The 18023-nt window shown below is 46.4% G+C and carries 11 protein-coding genes and 7 pseudogenes; 5 read left to right on the top strand and 13 right to left on the bottom strand.

Annotated elements, in window-relative coordinates; translation table 11 throughout:
• Positions 1–166: 166 nt before the first annotated feature.
• Positions 167–1261 (bottom strand): GNAT family N-acetyltransferase/peptidase C39 family protein, encoded by a 1095-nt coding sequence (locus ABDK09_10715; GenBank protein XAW89996.1) that lies wholly within the window; start codon positions 1259–1261, stop codon positions 167–169.
• Positions 1262–1346: 85 nt separating this feature from the next.
• On the opposite strand from ABDK09_10715, the pseudogene ABDK09_10710 reads away from it, so the two are divergent.
• The 3 genes and pseudogenes from ABDK09_10710 to ABDK09_10700 all read left to right on the top strand — a co-directional run bounded on the left by ABDK09_10710 (position 1347) and on the right by ABDK09_10700 (position 4401).
• Positions 1347–2799: pseudogene (locus ABDK09_10710) on the top strand (RimK family protein).
• A gap of 51 nt (positions 2800–2850) precedes the next feature.
• Positions 2851–3790: pseudogene (locus ABDK09_10705) on the top strand (zinc transporter ZntB).
• Between the two features lie 59 nt (positions 3791–3849).
• Positions 3850–4401, top strand: coding sequence for a gamma-glutamylcyclotransferase family protein (locus ABDK09_10700; protein ID XAW89995.1), 552 nt, complete (start codon positions 3850–3852; stop codon positions 4399–4401).
• 217 nt (positions 4402–4618) lie between these two features.
• Here the strand turns inward: ABDK09_10700 and galM are convergent.
• A pseudogene (gene galM, locus ABDK09_10695) lies at positions 4619–5654 on the bottom strand (galactose-1-epimerase).
• Positions 5655–5985: 331 nt separating this feature from the next.
• Here galM and chrA point away from each other — a divergent pair.
• Both chrA and ABDK09_10685 read left to right on the top strand, forming a co-directional pair.
• Positions 5986–7146, top strand: coding sequence for a chromate efflux transporter (chrA, locus tag ABDK09_10690; GenBank protein XAW89994.1), 1161 nt, complete (start codon positions 5986–5988; stop codon positions 7144–7146).
• Positions 7147–7281: 135 nt separating this feature from the next.
• Positions 7282–8428, top strand: a pseudogene (locus tag ABDK09_10685) (HD domain-containing phosphohydrolase).
• A gap of 68 nt (positions 8429–8496) precedes the next feature.
• Here the strand turns inward: ABDK09_10685 and ABDK09_10680 are convergent.
• From ABDK09_10680 to ABDK09_10630, 11 genes and pseudogenes are all read right to left on the bottom strand, one after another.
• Positions 8497–9514 (bottom strand): annotated as a pseudogene (locus ABDK09_10680) (tetratricopeptide repeat protein).
• An 11-nt stretch (positions 9515–9525) separates the two neighbouring features.
• Positions 9526–10482, bottom strand: a complete 957-nt coding sequence (locus tag ABDK09_10675) for a type II secretion system F family protein (GenBank protein XAW89993.1) — start codon at positions 10480–10482, stop codon at positions 9526–9528.
• Between the two features lies 1 nt (position 10483).
• Positions 10484–11450 (bottom strand): annotated as a pseudogene (locus ABDK09_10670) (type II secretion system F family protein).
• Between the two features lie 15 nt (positions 11451–11465).
• Positions 11466–12920 carry a CpaF family protein gene (locus ABDK09_10665; GenBank protein XAW89992.1) on the bottom strand — a complete coding sequence of 485 codons (1455 nt, stop codon included), beginning with the start codon at positions 12918–12920 and terminating at the stop codon, positions 11466–11468.
• Between the two features lie 15 nt (positions 12921–12935).
• On the bottom strand, positions 12936–14156 hold the full coding sequence (locus ABDK09_10660) for an AAA family ATPase (GenBank protein ID XAW89991.1): 1221 nt from the start codon (positions 14154–14156) through the stop codon (positions 12936–12938).
• Positions 14157–14165: 9 nt separating this feature from the next.
• Entirely contained in the window at positions 14166–14645 is a 480-nt protein-coding gene (locus ABDK09_10655) for a TadE family protein (protein ID XAW89990.1), read from the bottom strand.
• Positions 14646–14795: 150 nt separating this feature from the next.
• Entirely contained in the window at positions 14796–15083 is a 288-nt protein-coding gene (locus ABDK09_10650) for a TadE/TadG family type IV pilus assembly protein (protein ID XAW89989.1), read from the bottom strand.
• The gene (locus tag ABDK09_10645; GenBank protein ID XAW89988.1) at positions 15084–15971 is read right to left on the bottom strand and encodes a pilus assembly protein; all 888 of its coding nucleotides are present in this window, start codon (positions 15969–15971) and stop codon (positions 15084–15086) included.
• Between the two features lies 1 nt (position 15972).
• Complete coding sequence (locus tag ABDK09_10640; protein ID XAW89987.1) at positions 15973–16254, bottom strand: pilus assembly protein TadG-related protein; 282 nt, start codon at positions 16252–16254, stop codon at positions 15973–15975.
• Between the two features lie 15 nt (positions 16255–16269).
• Positions 16270–16539: a hypothetical protein gene (locus tag ABDK09_10635; GenBank protein XAW89986.1), complete on the bottom strand. Its 270-nt coding sequence runs from the start codon at positions 16537–16539 to the stop codon at positions 16270–16272.
• A gap of 12 nt (positions 16540–16551) precedes the next feature.
• Positions 16552–18022, bottom strand: a pseudogene (locus ABDK09_10630) (type II and III secretion system protein family protein).
• Between the last annotated feature and the right edge of the window lies 1 nt (position 18023).

The raw sequence follows: 18023 nt of genomic DNA, 5'->3' as shown, positions 1-18023 counted from the left end.
ATTCTGCTGCAATGAACTGCACGATTTGAGCCAAGATATTAATGATTAATAATCAATGAATTATAAAAAATCAGGTCAAATTAACCCAACAAAAAAGGAGTCATAATGACTCCTTTAAATCTTTTTAACCTAGTAACAGCTTCCTAGTGACAGCTTAAGGGTTAACTTATGATTCGCGCCGGCTGATAACCACACAGGCAATCTGTTTTTGCTTACCAAAGCCGAGGATCTGCGACAGGGCTTTTTTACCGACCGGTACATAGCCGGAGGCCACTGCATGATCTTCCGATTCTGCATGCGGATCATGGAAAAAGAAAAACTTCTCACTCATCCCGCTCAGCACTATCCAGTGCGGCTCTTTCTTACCGTCAAAACGATAGGTACTGATCAGCAGCAGCACACAAGATCCCTGATTCACCCACTCTTCAAGCTGAGCCTGAGTTGGCGGAGCATCAATGGTTTCAACATCTTCCTCCAGCAACTGGCGGCAAAAATCCTGATGAACCAGTTCAATCACCTCTTTTTTGTTCGCGTCACGTACACTGTCGATAAACGGTGTGCTGCGCGACTGATTCCACAACTCAACATGAAATCCGCGCCGTGCCGCCGCCAGAGCCAGCCCTTGTCCGCTGCACCCGCCGTGCCCGGCAGCCATGAAAATCGTGGTCGCTTCGCGCCACAACTGCATTTCTTTCACCCGGCTTGGCTCGAAGCTTTCATCCAGGCAGGAAAAACTCATCAGCAGACAGGCAGCACCGCAGGTAAAAGGCGTGGTCTGAACATATAAAGGCATCGGTAGCAGAACTTTCGGACCATGTGGCGCCAAACGCTTTTGCATGCGACGCCCATCACAGAAATCGTCATAGTAATGTATCAATAGCTTCAAAGTTTTATAGCCCATTTTTTCATATAATTTAATGGCTGCTATATTGTCTTCACGAACTTCTAGCCGTAATGTAGTAGAGCCTTGATCAAGAGCGGCACGCTCGCATTGCTCAACTAAAGTCTGAGCAATCCTCCGTCCTCTGAAATCAGGTTTTACGGCAATCGAATACAACCTTGATAGCTGTGTACCTTGATGAAACAACAACAATGCATATCCAGCCAGTTCCTCACCGGCATCAGCCACCAACATGATTGCCTGGTCGGAGTGCAAAAAGCGCTTCATTTGACGCGGAGAAATTTTATCTCCTTCAAACAGCTGTTGTTCTAACGCATTGAGCGCAGAGAGATCAGAGTCTTTCGCATGACGAAAGTCCATACGATGTCCTTACTGGGTTGACAGGATAGTAGTTGGCAAGATTGCGACATAATCATACACCTATTGCTATAGGAAAAAACGAAAGATGGCAAACCTTTTAATCGTGACCGATCAGGCCAGTGACTGGCAACAGTACTTCCCTTCAGAACAAGTGATCAGCGTCGATCAATACCTGGACGCAGACTGGAAAAACAACCACCGCAGCCTGCAGGTTGTTAACCTGTGTCGCGATTATGACTACATGAGTACCGGCTACTACTGCTCGCTGATGGCAGAAGCCCGTGGCCACCGCGTGATTCCGCGCGTAATGGCGATTAATGATATTAATCAGCCATTTTTGCTTTCATCCGGACTGCTGAAACTCAATAAACTGTGTAAAAACACCGAGACTATCGCGTGTAAAATTTACTTCGGTCGTACGCCGGAAACCCGGCCTGGACAAACTGGCTCGTCACCTGTTTGAGCAGTTCATGGTGCCGGTGATTGAACTGGAAATGACCAAGGGTCAGGGCCAGTGGCAAATCAGCAAAATCGCGCCGTTCCCGTTCCAGGACCTCAAAGATCCTGAGCAGGATTTCTTTATCGAGTCGCTGGAACTGTTCTCGACCAAGGTATGGCGCAAACCGAAACAAGAGAAGAAATATCGCTACGACATCGCCATGCTGGTCGATGAAGAAGAGAAAATGCCGCCATCAGATGCTTCGGCACTGAAGCGTTTTCGCCGCGCTGCGAACCGCTTAGGTATGAACCTGGAAAACATTTCGCCGGACGACTTGTCGCGCCTGGGCGAATTTGACGGCCTGTTTATCCGCGCAACCACCAACATCAGTAACTACACCTATCGCTTTGCCAAAACGGCTGAAAAAATGGGCCTGGTGGTGATGGACGACTCAGAATCGATCATGAAATGTACCAACAAGGTATTTCTGACCGAACTTCTGCAACGCAATAATGTGCCGGCACCGAAAAGCGTGATCCTGCAAAGCTTTGACCAGGACTGGCAGGCCCATCTGCAGCAACATCTTGAGTTCCCTATGGTGCTGAAGATTCCTGATGGCGCATTCTCACGTGGTGTGGTGAAAGTGCGTAACGAACAGGAACTGGAGAAGGAAGCCGCGGCGCTGTTTGAAAAGAGCGCGCTGATTCTGGCACAGGCCTTTATGCCCACCGACTACGACTGGCGTATCGGTGTGATGAACCGCCAGCCAATCTTTGCCTGTAAGTATATGATGAGCCGCGGCCACTGGCAGATTTACCAACACCACAACAGCGGCCGTGTTTCATCAGGCGGTTTCGAAACCCTCGACCTGAAACAGGTACCGAAACAGGTTGTCGACGTGGCAGTCAAAGCCGCAAACTTGATTGGTGGTGGCCTGTATGGTGTTGACTTAAAAGAAATTGACGGCCAGGTGTATGTCATCGAGGTCAACGATAACCCGAGCATTGATCACCACGTTGAAGACGCCTTCCTGGGCGATCTGCTGTACGACCGGGTGATGACTGAGTTTTTACGCCGCATTCAGATGCGTGGTTTCTAAGCTTGGCAGGCCGCTTGTGGCCTGCTGAACTTTCTCACAAAAAGGACCGATATGAATTTTCTCATCGATCACTGGCACTTCACTGAATCAAAAGTTATTCAGCCCACTCAGACACCCGACAGCATAGAAGCGGATCACTGGTATCACTGCCAGCGTGATGCGCCGGGAGTAAGAGAGTGGCTGATCGACAACGCCATTCCGGCTTCGATCATCGACAGTCTGCTGGCCGAAGATACCCGGCCGCTGTTTGAGCAGTATGATGAGCAGAACTTTCTGCTCATTCTGCGCGGCGTCAATCTGAACGAAAACGCCGACCCGGCCGACATGCTCAGTGTGCGCATCCTGTGTTACAACGGTGCACTGATTTCGAGCCGCAAGATCCCGTCCAAAACCATCAATGCCATTCGCACTGCACTCAGCGAAGGGCGCGGACCAAAGACACTGGCCGAACTGGTGCTGGGCGTGATTGACGGACTGAGCCGCAACATCGACTTTTATCTCGATCTGGTGGAAGAAAAGATCACCGATTTTGATGACCAGCTGGAGCTGACCGAAGAACTGATGACCACGCACAAAGCTCTGTTGAAAATCAAACGCTTCATTAAGCCACAGCAATACGCGATTGACGATTATCAGAACTCGAGTGTGCCACTGGCCGGCCATAAACAGTTGCGATTACGCCATAGTGTCAACACCATCACCCGCATCAACGAAACGCTCGATTTTTACCTGAGTGAACTGGAAATCATCAAAGGGGAACTGCGTCAGTACCATGCGGAAAAAATGAACCAGAACACCTATCTGTTCTCTGTGATTGCGGCGATTTTCCTGCCAACCAGTTTCCTTACCGGCCTGCTCGGTGTTAACGTAGGTGGTATTCCCGGAACAGAATCACCGATTGCATTCGGCCTGTTTCTGTGCCGGACTGGTACTGATCTTCGGACTGGAATTCTGGATATTGCGTCGTCTGCAGTTCTTTGGCGGCAAGTAACCACAGAATAAGCGAAGTTCGCTGAGTAAGCGCATGTCACTAAGCAGTAGGAACAGTTTATGTATATTTTCGGCTACGGCAGCCTGATGAATTCAGCCTCACGGCAACTGACCGGTAATACCGGTCAGGCATTACCCGCGATTGTGCACGGCTTAGTGCGCCACTGGGGAAAAATTGACGACAGTTATGTCATCTCGCCTTTAGTGGTCAATCCGGGCCAGGGCGAAGTGAATGGCGTACTGCTTGAGATTGATGATGCCGCACTGGTGGAATTTGATCGCCGCGAACGTGGCTATCAGCGCATTGCTCTGAGCGCCGATCAAATTGCAACTGATCACGCCTTTGATCGCAGCCAACCCATCTGGGTCTACATCAAAGATGATCATCAGCCGCCATGTGTTAACAGTCCTATCGTCCAGACTTATGTCGATACCGTACTGGCCGGTTGCCTGGAAGTGTCCGAAAACTTCGCGCGCCATTTTGTCGAGCACACACTTGGCTGGCATCATCCGCTGGAAAACGATCGCCATGCCCCGAAATACGGTAATCTGGCCGGAGTAAAGCAGGCTCACCATCCGCTGATCGATGCCCTGCTGGCTGACGTGCGCTAGATACTCAGCACAGAATCCATCAGTTACACAAAGGCCCTCTGCGCGCAGAGGGCCTTTTTCATCTCTGGTAGCACGCTAACGCGCTATATATACCCAAACTATTTGAAGCTGTAGGTAGGCGGCAAATGAGTGAATCCCCATGAGCATAGATACACTATGTGATTGGGGTGAACGAATACAGCCAACACCGCTACAGCTCCAAATAGGAAGGGGATAGCTATGCCAGTTGGAACTGATAAACCGTCGTGAAGTTATATTCCTGCTCCGGTAACAAGATACAGCTTTGCTGGTCCCATTCCGGATGGTTAGGTGAGTCTGGCAGAAACTGAGTTTCCAAGGCCACACCCTGATAACTCTGATACTCATTGCCATTACGGCCCGGCGTACCTTGCAGCCAGTTGCCGCTGTACAGCTGCAGCGCGGGCTTAGCGGTAAAGACCTGCAGCACCACTTGCTGGTCATCTGAAGTCAGGGTCGCGGCACACTGCCCGCTGCGACATTCATCATTGAGCCAGTAGCTGTGGTCATAGCCTTTCGACACTTGCTGCTGATCATCTTTAAGCAGATCCTGACCAATGGTTTTCGCCTGCTGGAAATCAAACCCGCTACCCTGCACCGGCGCTAATTGCCCCAGCGGAATCGCAGTATCATCAATCGGCAGATACTCAGATGCCGCAATCGACAATGTATGCCCCAGTACATCACAGCCGGACTCAGCCCCCATCAGGTTGAAATAAGCATGATTGGTCAGGTTAACCGGGGTTGGCTTATCGGTCGTGGCCTGGTAGGTAATACTGACCTGGTTATCCTCACCCAGTTTCATAGCGCACCGACGCACTGACATGACCAGGAAAACCCTGCTCACCATCTTCTGATTCAATGGTAAAGCAGGCGAAGTTGTCACCTTGGCTGTCCAGCGTCCAGCGACGATGGCTCCAGCCCGGAGCACCACCATGCAAACAGTTTTTACCCTGACTGGCCACAACCTGAACATCTTCACCCTGATAGCAGTAACGCGCATTAGCAATCCGGTTGGCATAACGCCCGACCGAAGCGCCCATAAATGCACCCTGCGCTACAAAGTTAGCCATAGTGTCGACACCGAGCAGCACTTCGCGGCTTTCTTGAGCCAGCGGCAAGCGGCAGCTGAGCCAGGTAGCGCCGACATCCATCAGCACAATACTCATCCCGTGACGATTGGTCAGCTCCACCAGCTGCGCCAGACGGCCATCACTAAACACCTGCTGTGTCATAGATTCAAACAACGAACTTTTCACCACATCCTCTCTTTTGGTTACGGAAGCGGCAAAACACTCAGCGTGCAGGCTTCCTTATCGGATCAATAACCCCAGTCTAACAACTAACCCATTGGGTTGACTGTGAGTTAGTCCGCACTAGTGAAAACGTTCTCACTAGTGTTAACTAAACCAATCTCCATCAATGATAAGACTGCCTAACAACTGAAAGCTGTCGTGTAATTGTCATCTCACTGCGCTATTTTCTTACAACTTTGCCGTTGAGGAGCAAGTAGTAAGGAATTACATTTTCCTCAGTTAATCCAACGAGTGTAAGCAGCAGGCGGTTATGTTCGAGATATTTAAAATTTTCTTTGCCTTAGGATGGGTTAGTTTTGGCGGCCCGGCAGCACATATCGGTTATTTTCGCCAAACCTTTGTCGAAGAGCGCGCATGGCTGAGTGACGAAGAATACGCACAGCTGGTTGCGCTCAGCCAGTTTTTACCAGGTCCGGGATCCAGCCAGGTGGGTTTTGCGCTCGGTTACCAGCGTGGCGGCCTGAGCGGTGCATGCGCGGCTTTTATCGGCTTTACCTTGCCTTCGGTGCTGCTGATGCTGGCCGTTGCCCTGCTGAGCAGCCAATTTCTCCAGCAGCCGCTATTTCAGCATATCGTGCATGGATTGAAACTGCTGGCGGTTATGGTTGTGGCGGATGCCACCTGGGGTATGTTTAAAAATTTTTGTCAGCACAAACTCACCTTGTCACTCTGCTTAGTCACCGCGATTGTTCTGCTCGTCATCCCTTCGTTGAGCAGCCAAATGTTGGTGCTGATCATCGGTGCCTTAATTGGGGCCCTTTATCTGAAACAGCCAACAAGCACAGCTAAAGCCAGCAGATTTTCGCTGTCATGGCCGCCTTTAGTCGCTTTTCTCGCCCTGTTTTTTGCTTTACCTCTGCTCGCGCCACTATCATCCTACTGGCAAACATTAGATCAGTTTTATCAGGCCGGCAGTCTGGTATTTGGCGGCGGCCATGTCGTGCTGCCTCTGCTGCAAAATTCTCTGGCAGATAACCTCACAACCGACACCTTTTTGACCGGCTACGCTGCCGCGCAGGCCGTTCCTGGCCCTATGTTTACTCTGGCGACCTTCCTGGGCTTTGTCCTCCATCCTGAAACTCCTGTGGTCGGTGCTCTGCTGGCAACCCTGGCGATTTTCCTGCCAGGGTTCCTGCTGCTGTTGGGCGTGATTAAGAACTGGCAAGCACTGTCGAACGTTCCTGCCATCGCCGGGGCATTGAAAGGGGTTAATGCCTGTGTGGTTGGTCTGCTGCTTGCGGCGCTTTATCAGCCGGTATTTACCAGCGCAGTCGCAGATGCTTACGATCTGGCTTGTCTGCTGATCGGTTTTATCCTGTTAAAAGTCGCTCGCGCCCCTATCTTGGTACTCGTGCTGTTCTTTGCGCTTGCTGGCATTCTGCTGGGATTCATTTATCCCCTTCCAACTTGAAGCTGCAGCGACTCCAAGTTGTTTGGGGAAAGGTCAATAATTAGTGCAAATTGTTGGCTCACCATTGGTCGTTTCCTTACTCGATCACCTAAACTTAACTGTTAGCAGAAAGGGGATCTATGAGGAGGCGTACCGATGGAAACACACAGCAAAACCAGCGAACACAGTTACTTTCCGACTGCTGGTACTTTGAATAACCAGTTAGCCGATATCCACCAGAGGTTAAGGGTGGCTGAGCCGGAGATCGACCGTATTTCGTTTGCTTTGTACGATGCAGAAAGCGGTAATTTAAAGACTTATGCCGACAGTACGTTTCATGGTTATGAACTGATGCATTATGAGTTTCCGCTGGAAGCACTGTCCGCCCTCAAACAGTGCTCGCTCTCCGGAGAAACCGCGCTATCTGAATGATATTCCAAACGAGTTAGTCCCTAACTACCCGCACACCAAATGGCTGATTGAACAAGGTTTCCATTCTTCCCTGGCTGTCCCGGCTTATCATGGCGATGAGTTCATCGGCTTTATCTTTCTCAACTCGTGTCAGAAAGACTATTTCAATGAAGTCCGTAAAGTCTCTCTCAAACCTTACATTGAGATCATCCGCTTTATTGTCTCTTCTGAATACGATCTGGTTCATGCCCTGCTCAATTCCGCCAATGACATCAACGCCAGCTCGCCAGAACACTTTCAGGAATCCCATGAACATCGGGAGCGCATCAGCCGCTTCGCTAAAGTGATTGCCCTGGAGGTTGCCCCTATTTATGACCTCGATGACGAGATGATCGAAACCATCAGCCAGTTCTCTAAATGCCATGATATCGGTAAATTGGCGGTACCACCCAGTGTGCTCAACAAACCGAACTCCCTAGCAGATGAAGAGCGAGAACAACTCAATGACCACGTTGAAAAAGGGGTCGAGATCATCAATCACATCATTGACGACATGGGGGCCCCCAACCATCCATGTGTGTCGGTATTGAAAGAGATCGTCGCCTATCATCACGAGTTTTTAGACGGCAGTGGCTATCCCTACGGTTTGACCCAGGATGATATCCCGATATCGGCTCGCATTATTTCTGTCGCTAATATTTTTGATGCGCTGACCAGTCACCACCCGTATAAACAGGCCTGGTCCGTTCCTTTTGCCTTGCTGGAGCTGGAAAAAATGGTGGTTGTCGGCAAACTAGACAAACACTGTGTGAATGCACTGCGCGGCCATCAGGACTATCTGAAAAAAGTGATTGAAGCCTACCCAGAACCGGATCCGATCGATAAACTTTAACAGAGGCTACAAACAATAAGCGGAACCCTGAGGTTCCGCTTATTGTTTAGAGGTACAGATGAGTTCAGTTACTGAACCTTGACTCGTGTGCTGTCACTCGAATTAGCACGCACCTCAAGTAACGCACGCTCCAGATTTTCATTTGCCACCTTGTAGTAGGAAGGCTTTTTGTCGATTGCTTGTTGCAGGAACGGAATCGCATCTTCAGGTTTGCCCTGCAACATTAAAAAATAGCCGACATTGTTGAGCGCTTCCGGTGCATCCATAAAACGCATAAACACGTTAAGCGCACGCTGAGCTTCACCTTCGGCCAGATAAATCAACGCCAGATTGTTCTGCGCTCTCTGGTTACTGCTGTCCTGCTCTAAAGCAGCCTGAGTATAACGTTTAGCCGGCGCATACTCTCCGCTCATGTAGTACGAGTAGCCCATGTTCATCAGCGCCTTACTCGATTTAGGCTCGATTTGCAGTGCATGTCGATAGAAACCTTTCGCCACATCATGGCTGGCTTTGACATCATATAAAATGCCCAATCCCATGTAAGCCAACGCCGGTGACTTATCATCACTGCTCAACTTATCGATCTGTTCAACAGAAACGTTGGAACTATCCAGTTTATTGCGGCTTGCCAAGCGTAGTTGGTCGGCATTGATGGCACGTAAAAAGTAACTTTCCCCCTGCTTGGTATCGCCTTGCTTGGTGTAATTGGAGCCCAACTGTTCCAAAACCTGAATATTATTTGGGTTTGCCTCCAGAGCGAGCAGATAAGCTTGCTCGGACAAATCCAGGTTGCCACGTGATTGGTGAATCCGACCGACGGTATACAAGGTTTTGTCACGATATTGCGTGTCAGGGAAATCCAGAGAAACGCAGGTACTCATACAGAGCTAAGTCGGTATTATTGTTTTTCAGCGCATAGTCGCCACGTTTGATCGCTTCAGTTTCAGTCATCGGCGCGGCGTCAGAACTTAGCGTTTCGACCGGACGACCATCGTAAAGGGCGTTGTCGAAAGGTTTAGGTTGGGGGGATTGGTTAGCACAACCCGCTAGAATACTTACGCAAAGAGCAACAACTTTATATCTCATAAACCTCTCCTCTACGAACTAAAATAGACTAACAAGAAAAGAATGGTAGGGCCGACAGCAACAATAAAGAAACATGGCCATATAAAAAGTAACAGCGGAAAGATCATCTTTGTTGGGATTTTAGCAGCGATCTCTTCGACTTCTTGATTACGTTTGTCACGAAAGTCTTCAGTATAATCACGCAATGTTTGAGCCAGACTACCGCCAATCCGAGATGCGTGCGCTAACATGCTTACTAATCCGCTAATCTCTGTGATACCTGTCCGTTCAACTAGTTGAGCTAACGCCTGAGGAACTTCCACACCCGCCTTAATTTTAGCGCAAACAGTATCAAGTTCATCCGCCAACTCTGGGTGAGAAATCACCAATTCATCCGCAACTCTGCGCAAGGCAGCATTAAAGCCCAAACCAGACTCAGTACACACCACCAACAAATCGAGAGCATCAGCTATGCCCCCTCTAATCTTTGATTTTCTTTTCTTAACTAAATGCCTTAAAACAACATTGGGACCAAAAAGACCAACAGCGATAGAGGTAACAATAATTAACAGGAGATTCTCAGTATTGGGGAATAAAAAAAACACCAATGCACTCAGGGCGACTGCCGCTAATGTAAGAGCTGTTTTTACTGCATAGTAAACATTTAGCGCACTAGCGCTATGAAAACCTGCGTGCATTAATTGGTGACGAACACTATCTCTTTCCTTGATATCTTTGGGAGAAAACATAGGAGATATAGATTCAAGTGTATTACTGATTTTACTATTTTTAATCTTATTTAAACTGGGAGAACCAACCTGATTCTCTTGTCTTATTTCACTCAATTGGCGTTTAATCTTGGTCCTACGACCAGAGATAAGCAAAGCTACTGAAAAAAATAGCAACATAGTTGAAATCATTATCAGAGCAAATAAAATGTTTCTCTGTGAAAGTTGAATGGAAGACAACACAGCCATAATATTTTCCATATCACACCTCAAAGTTTATTATCTTTCTCATCCATAAAGCACCAAAAAAAAGACTAACTACACCATAGGTAATTAAATTAATCCCTCTCGGATCTTCATACAATGGAGCTAAAAATTCAGGCTTAAATAGTGACATAGCAATAAATAATACAAATGGTGATAATACCAATATCCAGGCAGACATACGGCTTTCCGCTGAAATAGTCTTTATTTTTCGCATTAGCTTAAAACGAGAACGTAATACTTTGCACACTTTGTCCAAATTTTCGGATAAATTACCACCGGTTTCCTTCTGTAACAGTACGGCGCTGGAAAATGCCAGCATTGACACAGTAGGAGTTTCTGTCAGCCATTTGCATAATTGCTAATCGCATATCATAGCCGTAATTAAGTAAATTGAACGTGTTTCTAAATTCAACGCCTATAGGTAATGGCATCTCATCTCCGACCTCTTTGAAGGCCTGACTCACTGGCTGACCTGCCTGTAACATACGGCGAATGATATCAATCGCGTCAGGTAATTGTTCTTCAAATTTAGCGAGTCGATCTGAAATTTTCTTATGCACGAAAAGATGTACTGCAACCCAAACAAAAGCAACAGCGGCTAAACACAAATACCAAATCTGATTAAGTATCAATAATACGAAACCAGCCCCAACACTTAAAAGCGTAGTCACCGCTAACGTCTGGGACAATGACCAGTCAAGACCTGATAATTCAAGATTTTTCTTAAACGATGCTAGTAATGGAATCTGTATTAACTTACGGTCAAGAGGTGTTAAACTTTTTAGATAATGCTCCTGTAGTAAAGAACGACTTTCTGCATCGAGGTTAGCCTGGCTCTCTTTCAAACGACTCGCTAATTGCTTATGTTTTGCTTTGTTACCAGCAGCTGGTAGTAATAATGCTTGTGAAATAATCACCACGGCAAAAAATAGCAAAACTAAAAACATGGTTAAATCTTGCATAGAGACCTCCTGTTTCTAACGGTGTGCCTCGCTAAAAATTTCATGCGGCAAATGGAAACCTCTTTTCGACAATGAATCATGGCACTGTGGCACGACACCAGTTGCAGTGTAATAACCAAGTACATTGCCATTTTCATCCATTCCAAGGCGCTGAAATTTAAAAATCTCCGACATAGTAATAATATCGCCCTCCATGCCATTAATTTCAGTAATGCTAACCATACGGCGTTTACCGTCTTCCTGACGCTCCATCTGCACCACTAAATGAATCGCTGAAGCAATTTGTGCTCGCAAGTTCTTTGTAGAAATATTCCATCCCGCCATAGAAAACATATTTTCAACCCGACTGAGTGCATCGCGTGGAGTATTGGCGTGTATCGTTGCAAGTGAACCATCATGGCCGGTATTCATTGCAGCCAGCATATCAACCGCTTCACTACCACGAACTTCCCCCAAGACTATTCTGTCAGGACGCATACGCAACGAGTTCTTAACCAGTTCCCTCTGGGTAATTTCACCTTTTCCTTCTAGGTTGGCCGGACGAGTTTCCAAACGCACAACGTGAGGTTGCTGCAACTGTAGCTCAGCCGAATCTTCAATCGTGATGATTCGATCTTCTGTGGGGATAAATCCGGAGAAAATATTCAGCGTGGTGGTTTTACCTGAACCAGTACCCCCAGAGATTAGTACGTTAAGTTCACCTTTAACGGCAGCTTCTACAAAACAGGCCATCGGCTCTGATATAGAGTTAAAAGCCAAAAGGTTGTCCATTGTTAACTTATCAACCGCGAAGCGGCGAATTGATACGGAAGGGCCGTCCAGCGCTAGAGGAGGAATGATAGCATTAACCCGAGAGCCATCAGCTAAGCGCGCATCAACCATAGGAGAGGCTTCATCTATTCGACGACCAACCTGACTGACAATGCGATCAATAATATTACGCAGATGGCGATCGTCCAAAAAGGTGTAGGGGGTTCTTTCCAGTTTACCGCGTCGTTCCACATAAACACTTTTAGCGCCATTAACCAAAATGTCTGACACTGTAGGATCATTGAGGAGAGGCTCTAACGGCCCTAAGCCAAACACCTCATCTTCGATCTGCTTAATAACACGTTTACGTCCTTCTGCACTTAGTGCATGTGTCTGATCATCTGCCATCAATTGTACTATAGCATCATGTAAGTCTTTCTTTGCGCGCTCCTTTTCCAAACTCGATAGCAGTGCTAAGTCTAAAGTTTCAAGCAAACGTTTATGATAAAAATGTTTGATGGACAGCTCTTGCTCTAGTTGCTTACGCGCATCGTCTATTTCTCGATTTTTTAATTCCGCTTCGCGAACTTTGCGCTCCAACTGGTTCTCATTTTTATATTCAGATCCACTTGTTCGCTCAGACACATCGGTAACAATCGCTGAATCCGATAAAGACTGATCTTGAAATTCCGTATTGATATTTTTTCTCTTGAAGAACATATAGCCTCCGAAGAATCATGAAAACAATCGCTTTATCCAGCCTTTGTGCTCGATAGTTTCAGGCGCGAGAGTCTGAGAAAGTTCGATAATCGATTTAGTAATTGAACTGTTTTTCTTCAGCTCAACAAATGGTTTACCCAGATTGGCACTCTCAATAGCGACTTTAAAATCGTTGGGAATACTATGAGTCTCCATACCAGGTAATGTTTGTTGAATATCTTTTAATTTTATCGATTGATTTTTTTCATATCGATTGATAATTAATTCGATTTGATCTTTTGACAGACCATATTCCATCATTAAAGACTTAACGATCCGCGAGGCATTTTTTATTCCCACTAAGTTTTGCTGAGTCACCATAAAGACTTTAGCGGCTTGAGATAGCACCGGTGAGAACATTCTATCAACACCCATCGACAAATCTATAAACACATAAGGATAGAACTCACGCAAAGTTGGAATTAACTTTCCTAACTGCATCGCTTTATCAAAGTTTTCATTGTGATTTTCATGCTTAAAACTCAAAACATGTAATCCCGACGGATGCTTTGAGACTAAACTCTGCAAAGACATCTCATCCAAGTCAGCAACATTAGCAATCGCATCATTGATACTGTAGGTCGGATTAATGTTGAGATAATCCATAATGACACCGAAGTGAATATCTAAATCGAGCAGTAACACTTTATGATCACATTGCATTGCAACTTCTACAGCAGTATTTAAAGCGATAGTAGTTGCCCCAGACCCACCTTTTGTATTAAGAAACACAAACAACTGACCTAATTTTCGTGCAGATATTTTTTCTTCCGCACTATTTTTCAAAAGTGGAACTAAATCAGATAAAGTAGCCTGATCAGAGACAAAATCAGTCGCGCCGATGCGTAATGCTATTTTAAGCGCGCCACTATCATTTTCATCACCAAACACAACCAGTGATGTGTTAGAACCATCGTCAGCTTCCAGGCTGTCATAGTTTTGCATTTCAACAATTTTTTGCGCCCAGTTAGGCCCGGTTTCAACAAAAATCAAATCCGGTGGGTTAAAACTCTTAAAGCTGTCTTGTTTCACACTATGCAAAGAAAATGCATTAAAAGTGATGTTTCGACACAACGACAACTCTTCACTGAGGTGAATTTTAAAACGATCGCTGGAGTATAAAATCCAAATAGTTAAATTGGTCTTTAAACGAATATTTTCGCTCTCACCACGAGATAAATGCACTGTTTCACCCATGCCCCCTCCTTAACAATCCGTCTTAGCGTCTGGATCGTCGACTCTTAATACTCCCAAAGATTCAGCAGGCAGTGTCGTCTGAAAATCCGGTACAGTAATAACCCCATTATCACTTAGAAAGCCCAGAGCGCCAGAAAACCCGTAATCGTAATTGATAATTCTGGATCTGACATAACGAATACTGATATGTCCGGTAACAGGATCACCAATCACATCTCCATCTTCATCAAGATAATTAATCTCTATGTTATCAACAGAAAAATCTTTCGGCGTCCATTCACTAAACACTAAAGTCTTAATCTCACTATCATTGACAACACAGACCGCGGCAATACGTGCCGAGCGCCGACTGATATCATTGAGTGTCTGTAATGAATAAACAAATACCGCAATTTCAAAAATTGAAAATAAAATAATTAACAGAACAGTGGCCACAATCGTGAATTCAATCACTGTTAAACCATGCTGTGTTCTTAGTTTTCTCCTCATTGCGCCACCCTCATCACAGCAGAAGCCGTCAAAGTCACATCAGATAACAGGTCGTTTAACCATGGACCAACCAGCGGCTGATAAGGATATGTGCCAGTCACAACAACATAGTCATCGCCCGTACTATAGGTTACAGTCACGGTCATCGCCTCAAGTATTGGCTGCGTTGTATCGTCCACTACGTTTCTGTGGACTCCCATACATAACCGCTTGCTTAATCTCCTCATCGGAAGCAATATTTTCCGCCTTCGCGGTACCGTAAACTTCAGTGACAGCCATGCGAGCACCATTTTGTACTGCTTTACTCAGAATGTTGTAACGGATGAAGGCATTGCCAAACTCAGCGATGGCTGCCAGTATCAACAACAATACGGGTAAAACAATCAACAACTCAATCGAGGCTAATCCTTTAATATTTTTCACGCGCATCGTTTTCATTTATGAATCCTCATTTAAAGGATCTTTGTATAAAACGATACGATAAGAGCCACCAGTATTACTTTCACCATCGTTATGGCTGTTTTGCACCGTACAGTCGTACATGTACTCACCCACAATGGAGTCTTTACCGCTATTGTTATCAGGCGCTTTCTCAACCAGGAAAAAACAACCGACGGCAACCACAGAGAAATCCTGGCTGCCAGAACTCGGAGAAGTGCAATCGACAATCGGCACTGCAATTTCTCTCCGTCCATTGTGTAAATCGTTGGCTAAATACTCATCATGGGTAATGTTTTCAGTAGTTACTCCATCAGAAGTAAATTCGCTACTACTTGTTCCGCCTTTGTATTCGCCAAATCTGGTATTGATACCTTGCCCGACAGGACCAATCGTATTACCTGGCTTAGTCGTCACAATGTCATTTTTACCAACGCAGCCTTGGAAGTTGCCCGCCAATTGATTACGAATATGGTTGTCTTGTGCATTTTTCGATTCGCTGTCATCCACTTCCAAATCTAATAACTGAAAATTACCCGGCCCCATCTCAGAGTTGTTTTCGCTTAGTTTGATTTCATAATTGACCCCGTCTTCAAAACCTGCGGTCTCTTGATTCGTAGCATCATTAGCACAGATAGCCATCGGCACGACATTACAGGTATCGCCCCCAGCACTGGGGCCGGCAACAGCGCTAGCACTAATCGCTTTGGTGTCAGTGAATAATTGGATGAAAAAACTTTGCAATGTCAGGTCACTGACAGCCACACGCACATAGCAATCACCTCCCAGCACACAGCTACCGCCGGTAAAGCGAGAGTCGTTATTGAAAGTCACTGCGATATTCGCATCCGGCACCGTCACTTCAGTATTTCCGGAAGACTGCGCCATCTTAGTCAATGCATCTTTTGCTGCCTGGCTGGCCGCATTCTGAACCGCGTTTCTGGTCAACGCCACTTTTATTTAAAACAACGGCTGCAGCCAAAGCAGCTGCGTCCACTCCGTTTTGTAGTTTCGTCCGATTCATAAACGCATGATTAATATCAATGGCTAGTGCAGCCGCACCAAGCATAGCCAACAATGCAATGGTAACAATCACAACCACCACACCTTGTTGGCGCTGGCTTCCTTTGTGTCCTGGAGCCGAACGTTTAGGTTTAACTTGAGTTTTCATAGCACCCTCTCCGGGTTAAAAACCAGTAATGATCTGACTGGTCGATGATCCTTTTAGGTCTTCACTTTTTTTACCCGTGTAGATACTGTAGGCATCTTCCATACGCTCGCCATTACCATCGGGAATAATTACCATATTCTCTTGAGTCGCATTCGGGTTGTAGGTTTGCAAAGTTTTGATTTGAGCAACATGTCCGCCTAGTTTTTGCACCCCAACATGATTCTGGTTAGCGCATCCACTCATGACCAACGTGATCCCCATACCGATCAGTAGCGTCATTTTCATACTGTTATCTCCCTATAACCCGTGGCCGAATGAGCCTTCTGATCCACCTTTACCTGCAGTGACAGCAGAGTCATAGGAGGAAGAGGCTCGAGTGCGTTTTACATCCCCGGGTGAAGCCAGATACGCTCCCTGACCGAGTAAGTAGTACTTCATATCAGTAGGCTCAACAAAGGCATCCGTAGGTAGCGTTACTTTAGAGCGATCAATCGGTTTAGCTAATCTTGGAGTCACCAGAATGACCAGTTCAGTTTCACCAGAGATATATTCCTGACTGTTAAAAAGCTGCCCCAATAATGGAATATCACCCAAACCAGGCATTTTAGAAATAGAGTCACGCACGTTCTCACTCAGCAAACCGGCAATACCGATAGTTTGTCCGTCCGCCAATTCAAGAGTAGAGGAAGCGCTTCGACGGGTAATGGGCGGAATAAAGTAAGCAGCATTAGAACCTGTAGGTGTGAAGGTCAAAGTGGTTGAACTGGCAATTTCACTGACATCCACTGCCATATTGAGGTTAATTTTTTTATCGCTCAGTACAGTGGGGATAAATTTCAGTCCGACACCATAGGGTTTATATTCAATGGTAATACCATCGTCATCAGGCACAGGGATAGGAAATTCGCCACCCGCCAGAAACTCAGCTTTAGCGCCACTTAATGCCGTCAAATTTGGTTCAGCTAACACTTTCGCCACACCATTTTCTTTAGCGATATCCAGCGCCAGGGTAAACAGAGTGTCTCCGTCAATAAATGTAGACAGCAATCCGGTGCCTTCGATGGTTGGTGAGTTAAACACCGGGCCAATCACACCAGGGGCTATGTCATCAATGTAACCACCAGCCGATGTGCCACCCCAGGAAAATTTACCGTTGTTTTGAAAGAAATGAAAATTAGAGTCAAAACGGCGTACCAGGCTGCGCTGTACTTCAGCAACGGTGACTTCCAACATCACCTGTTGCGCGCCGCCGATACTCATCAAATTAACTACGCCGGTTTTTTCCGCCTCTTTATTGCGCGAGTCGGTCTCTTTGTCTGCTGACTCCCCCGCAGCGTAGGTTTCAGCCAAACGCAACGCCACATTCATCTTATCTTGAGAACTGATCTGACCGCTCAGTATCAGACGATTCTGCGAGCTGTGTACGGCGATACTTTCATCTGGTAAAAATTCGTAAAGCTTGGCTTTCAAGCTATTCACATCATGAGTCACTTCAATATTGATTGACTCAATTAACTGTCCTCTGCGATCCCAAGCCATCAGGTTGGTTGAACCCAATTTTTTACCAATCAAAAACAGCTCGTTGGATTTTAGCATCACTATATCCAGTACTTCAGGGTCGCCTAAAGAAACTCGACTAGCGTTGCCCTGTAGCACCACATGGGTCGATTTGTGATGCGGAAACGGTGACAACTTTACCGCTCTGAGTCGCTGCTCCCCAAGTACTGAATGTAAAGAACACAGCCAGAATGACTAAAATGTTTTTCATA

The sequence above is a fragment of the Vibrio sp. CDRSL-10 TSBA genome, assembly GCA_039696685.1.
Lineage (GTDB): Bacteria > Pseudomonadota > Gammaproteobacteria > Enterobacterales > Vibrionaceae > Vibrio.
This window is presented reverse-complemented; position numbering and strand designations above follow the sequence as displayed.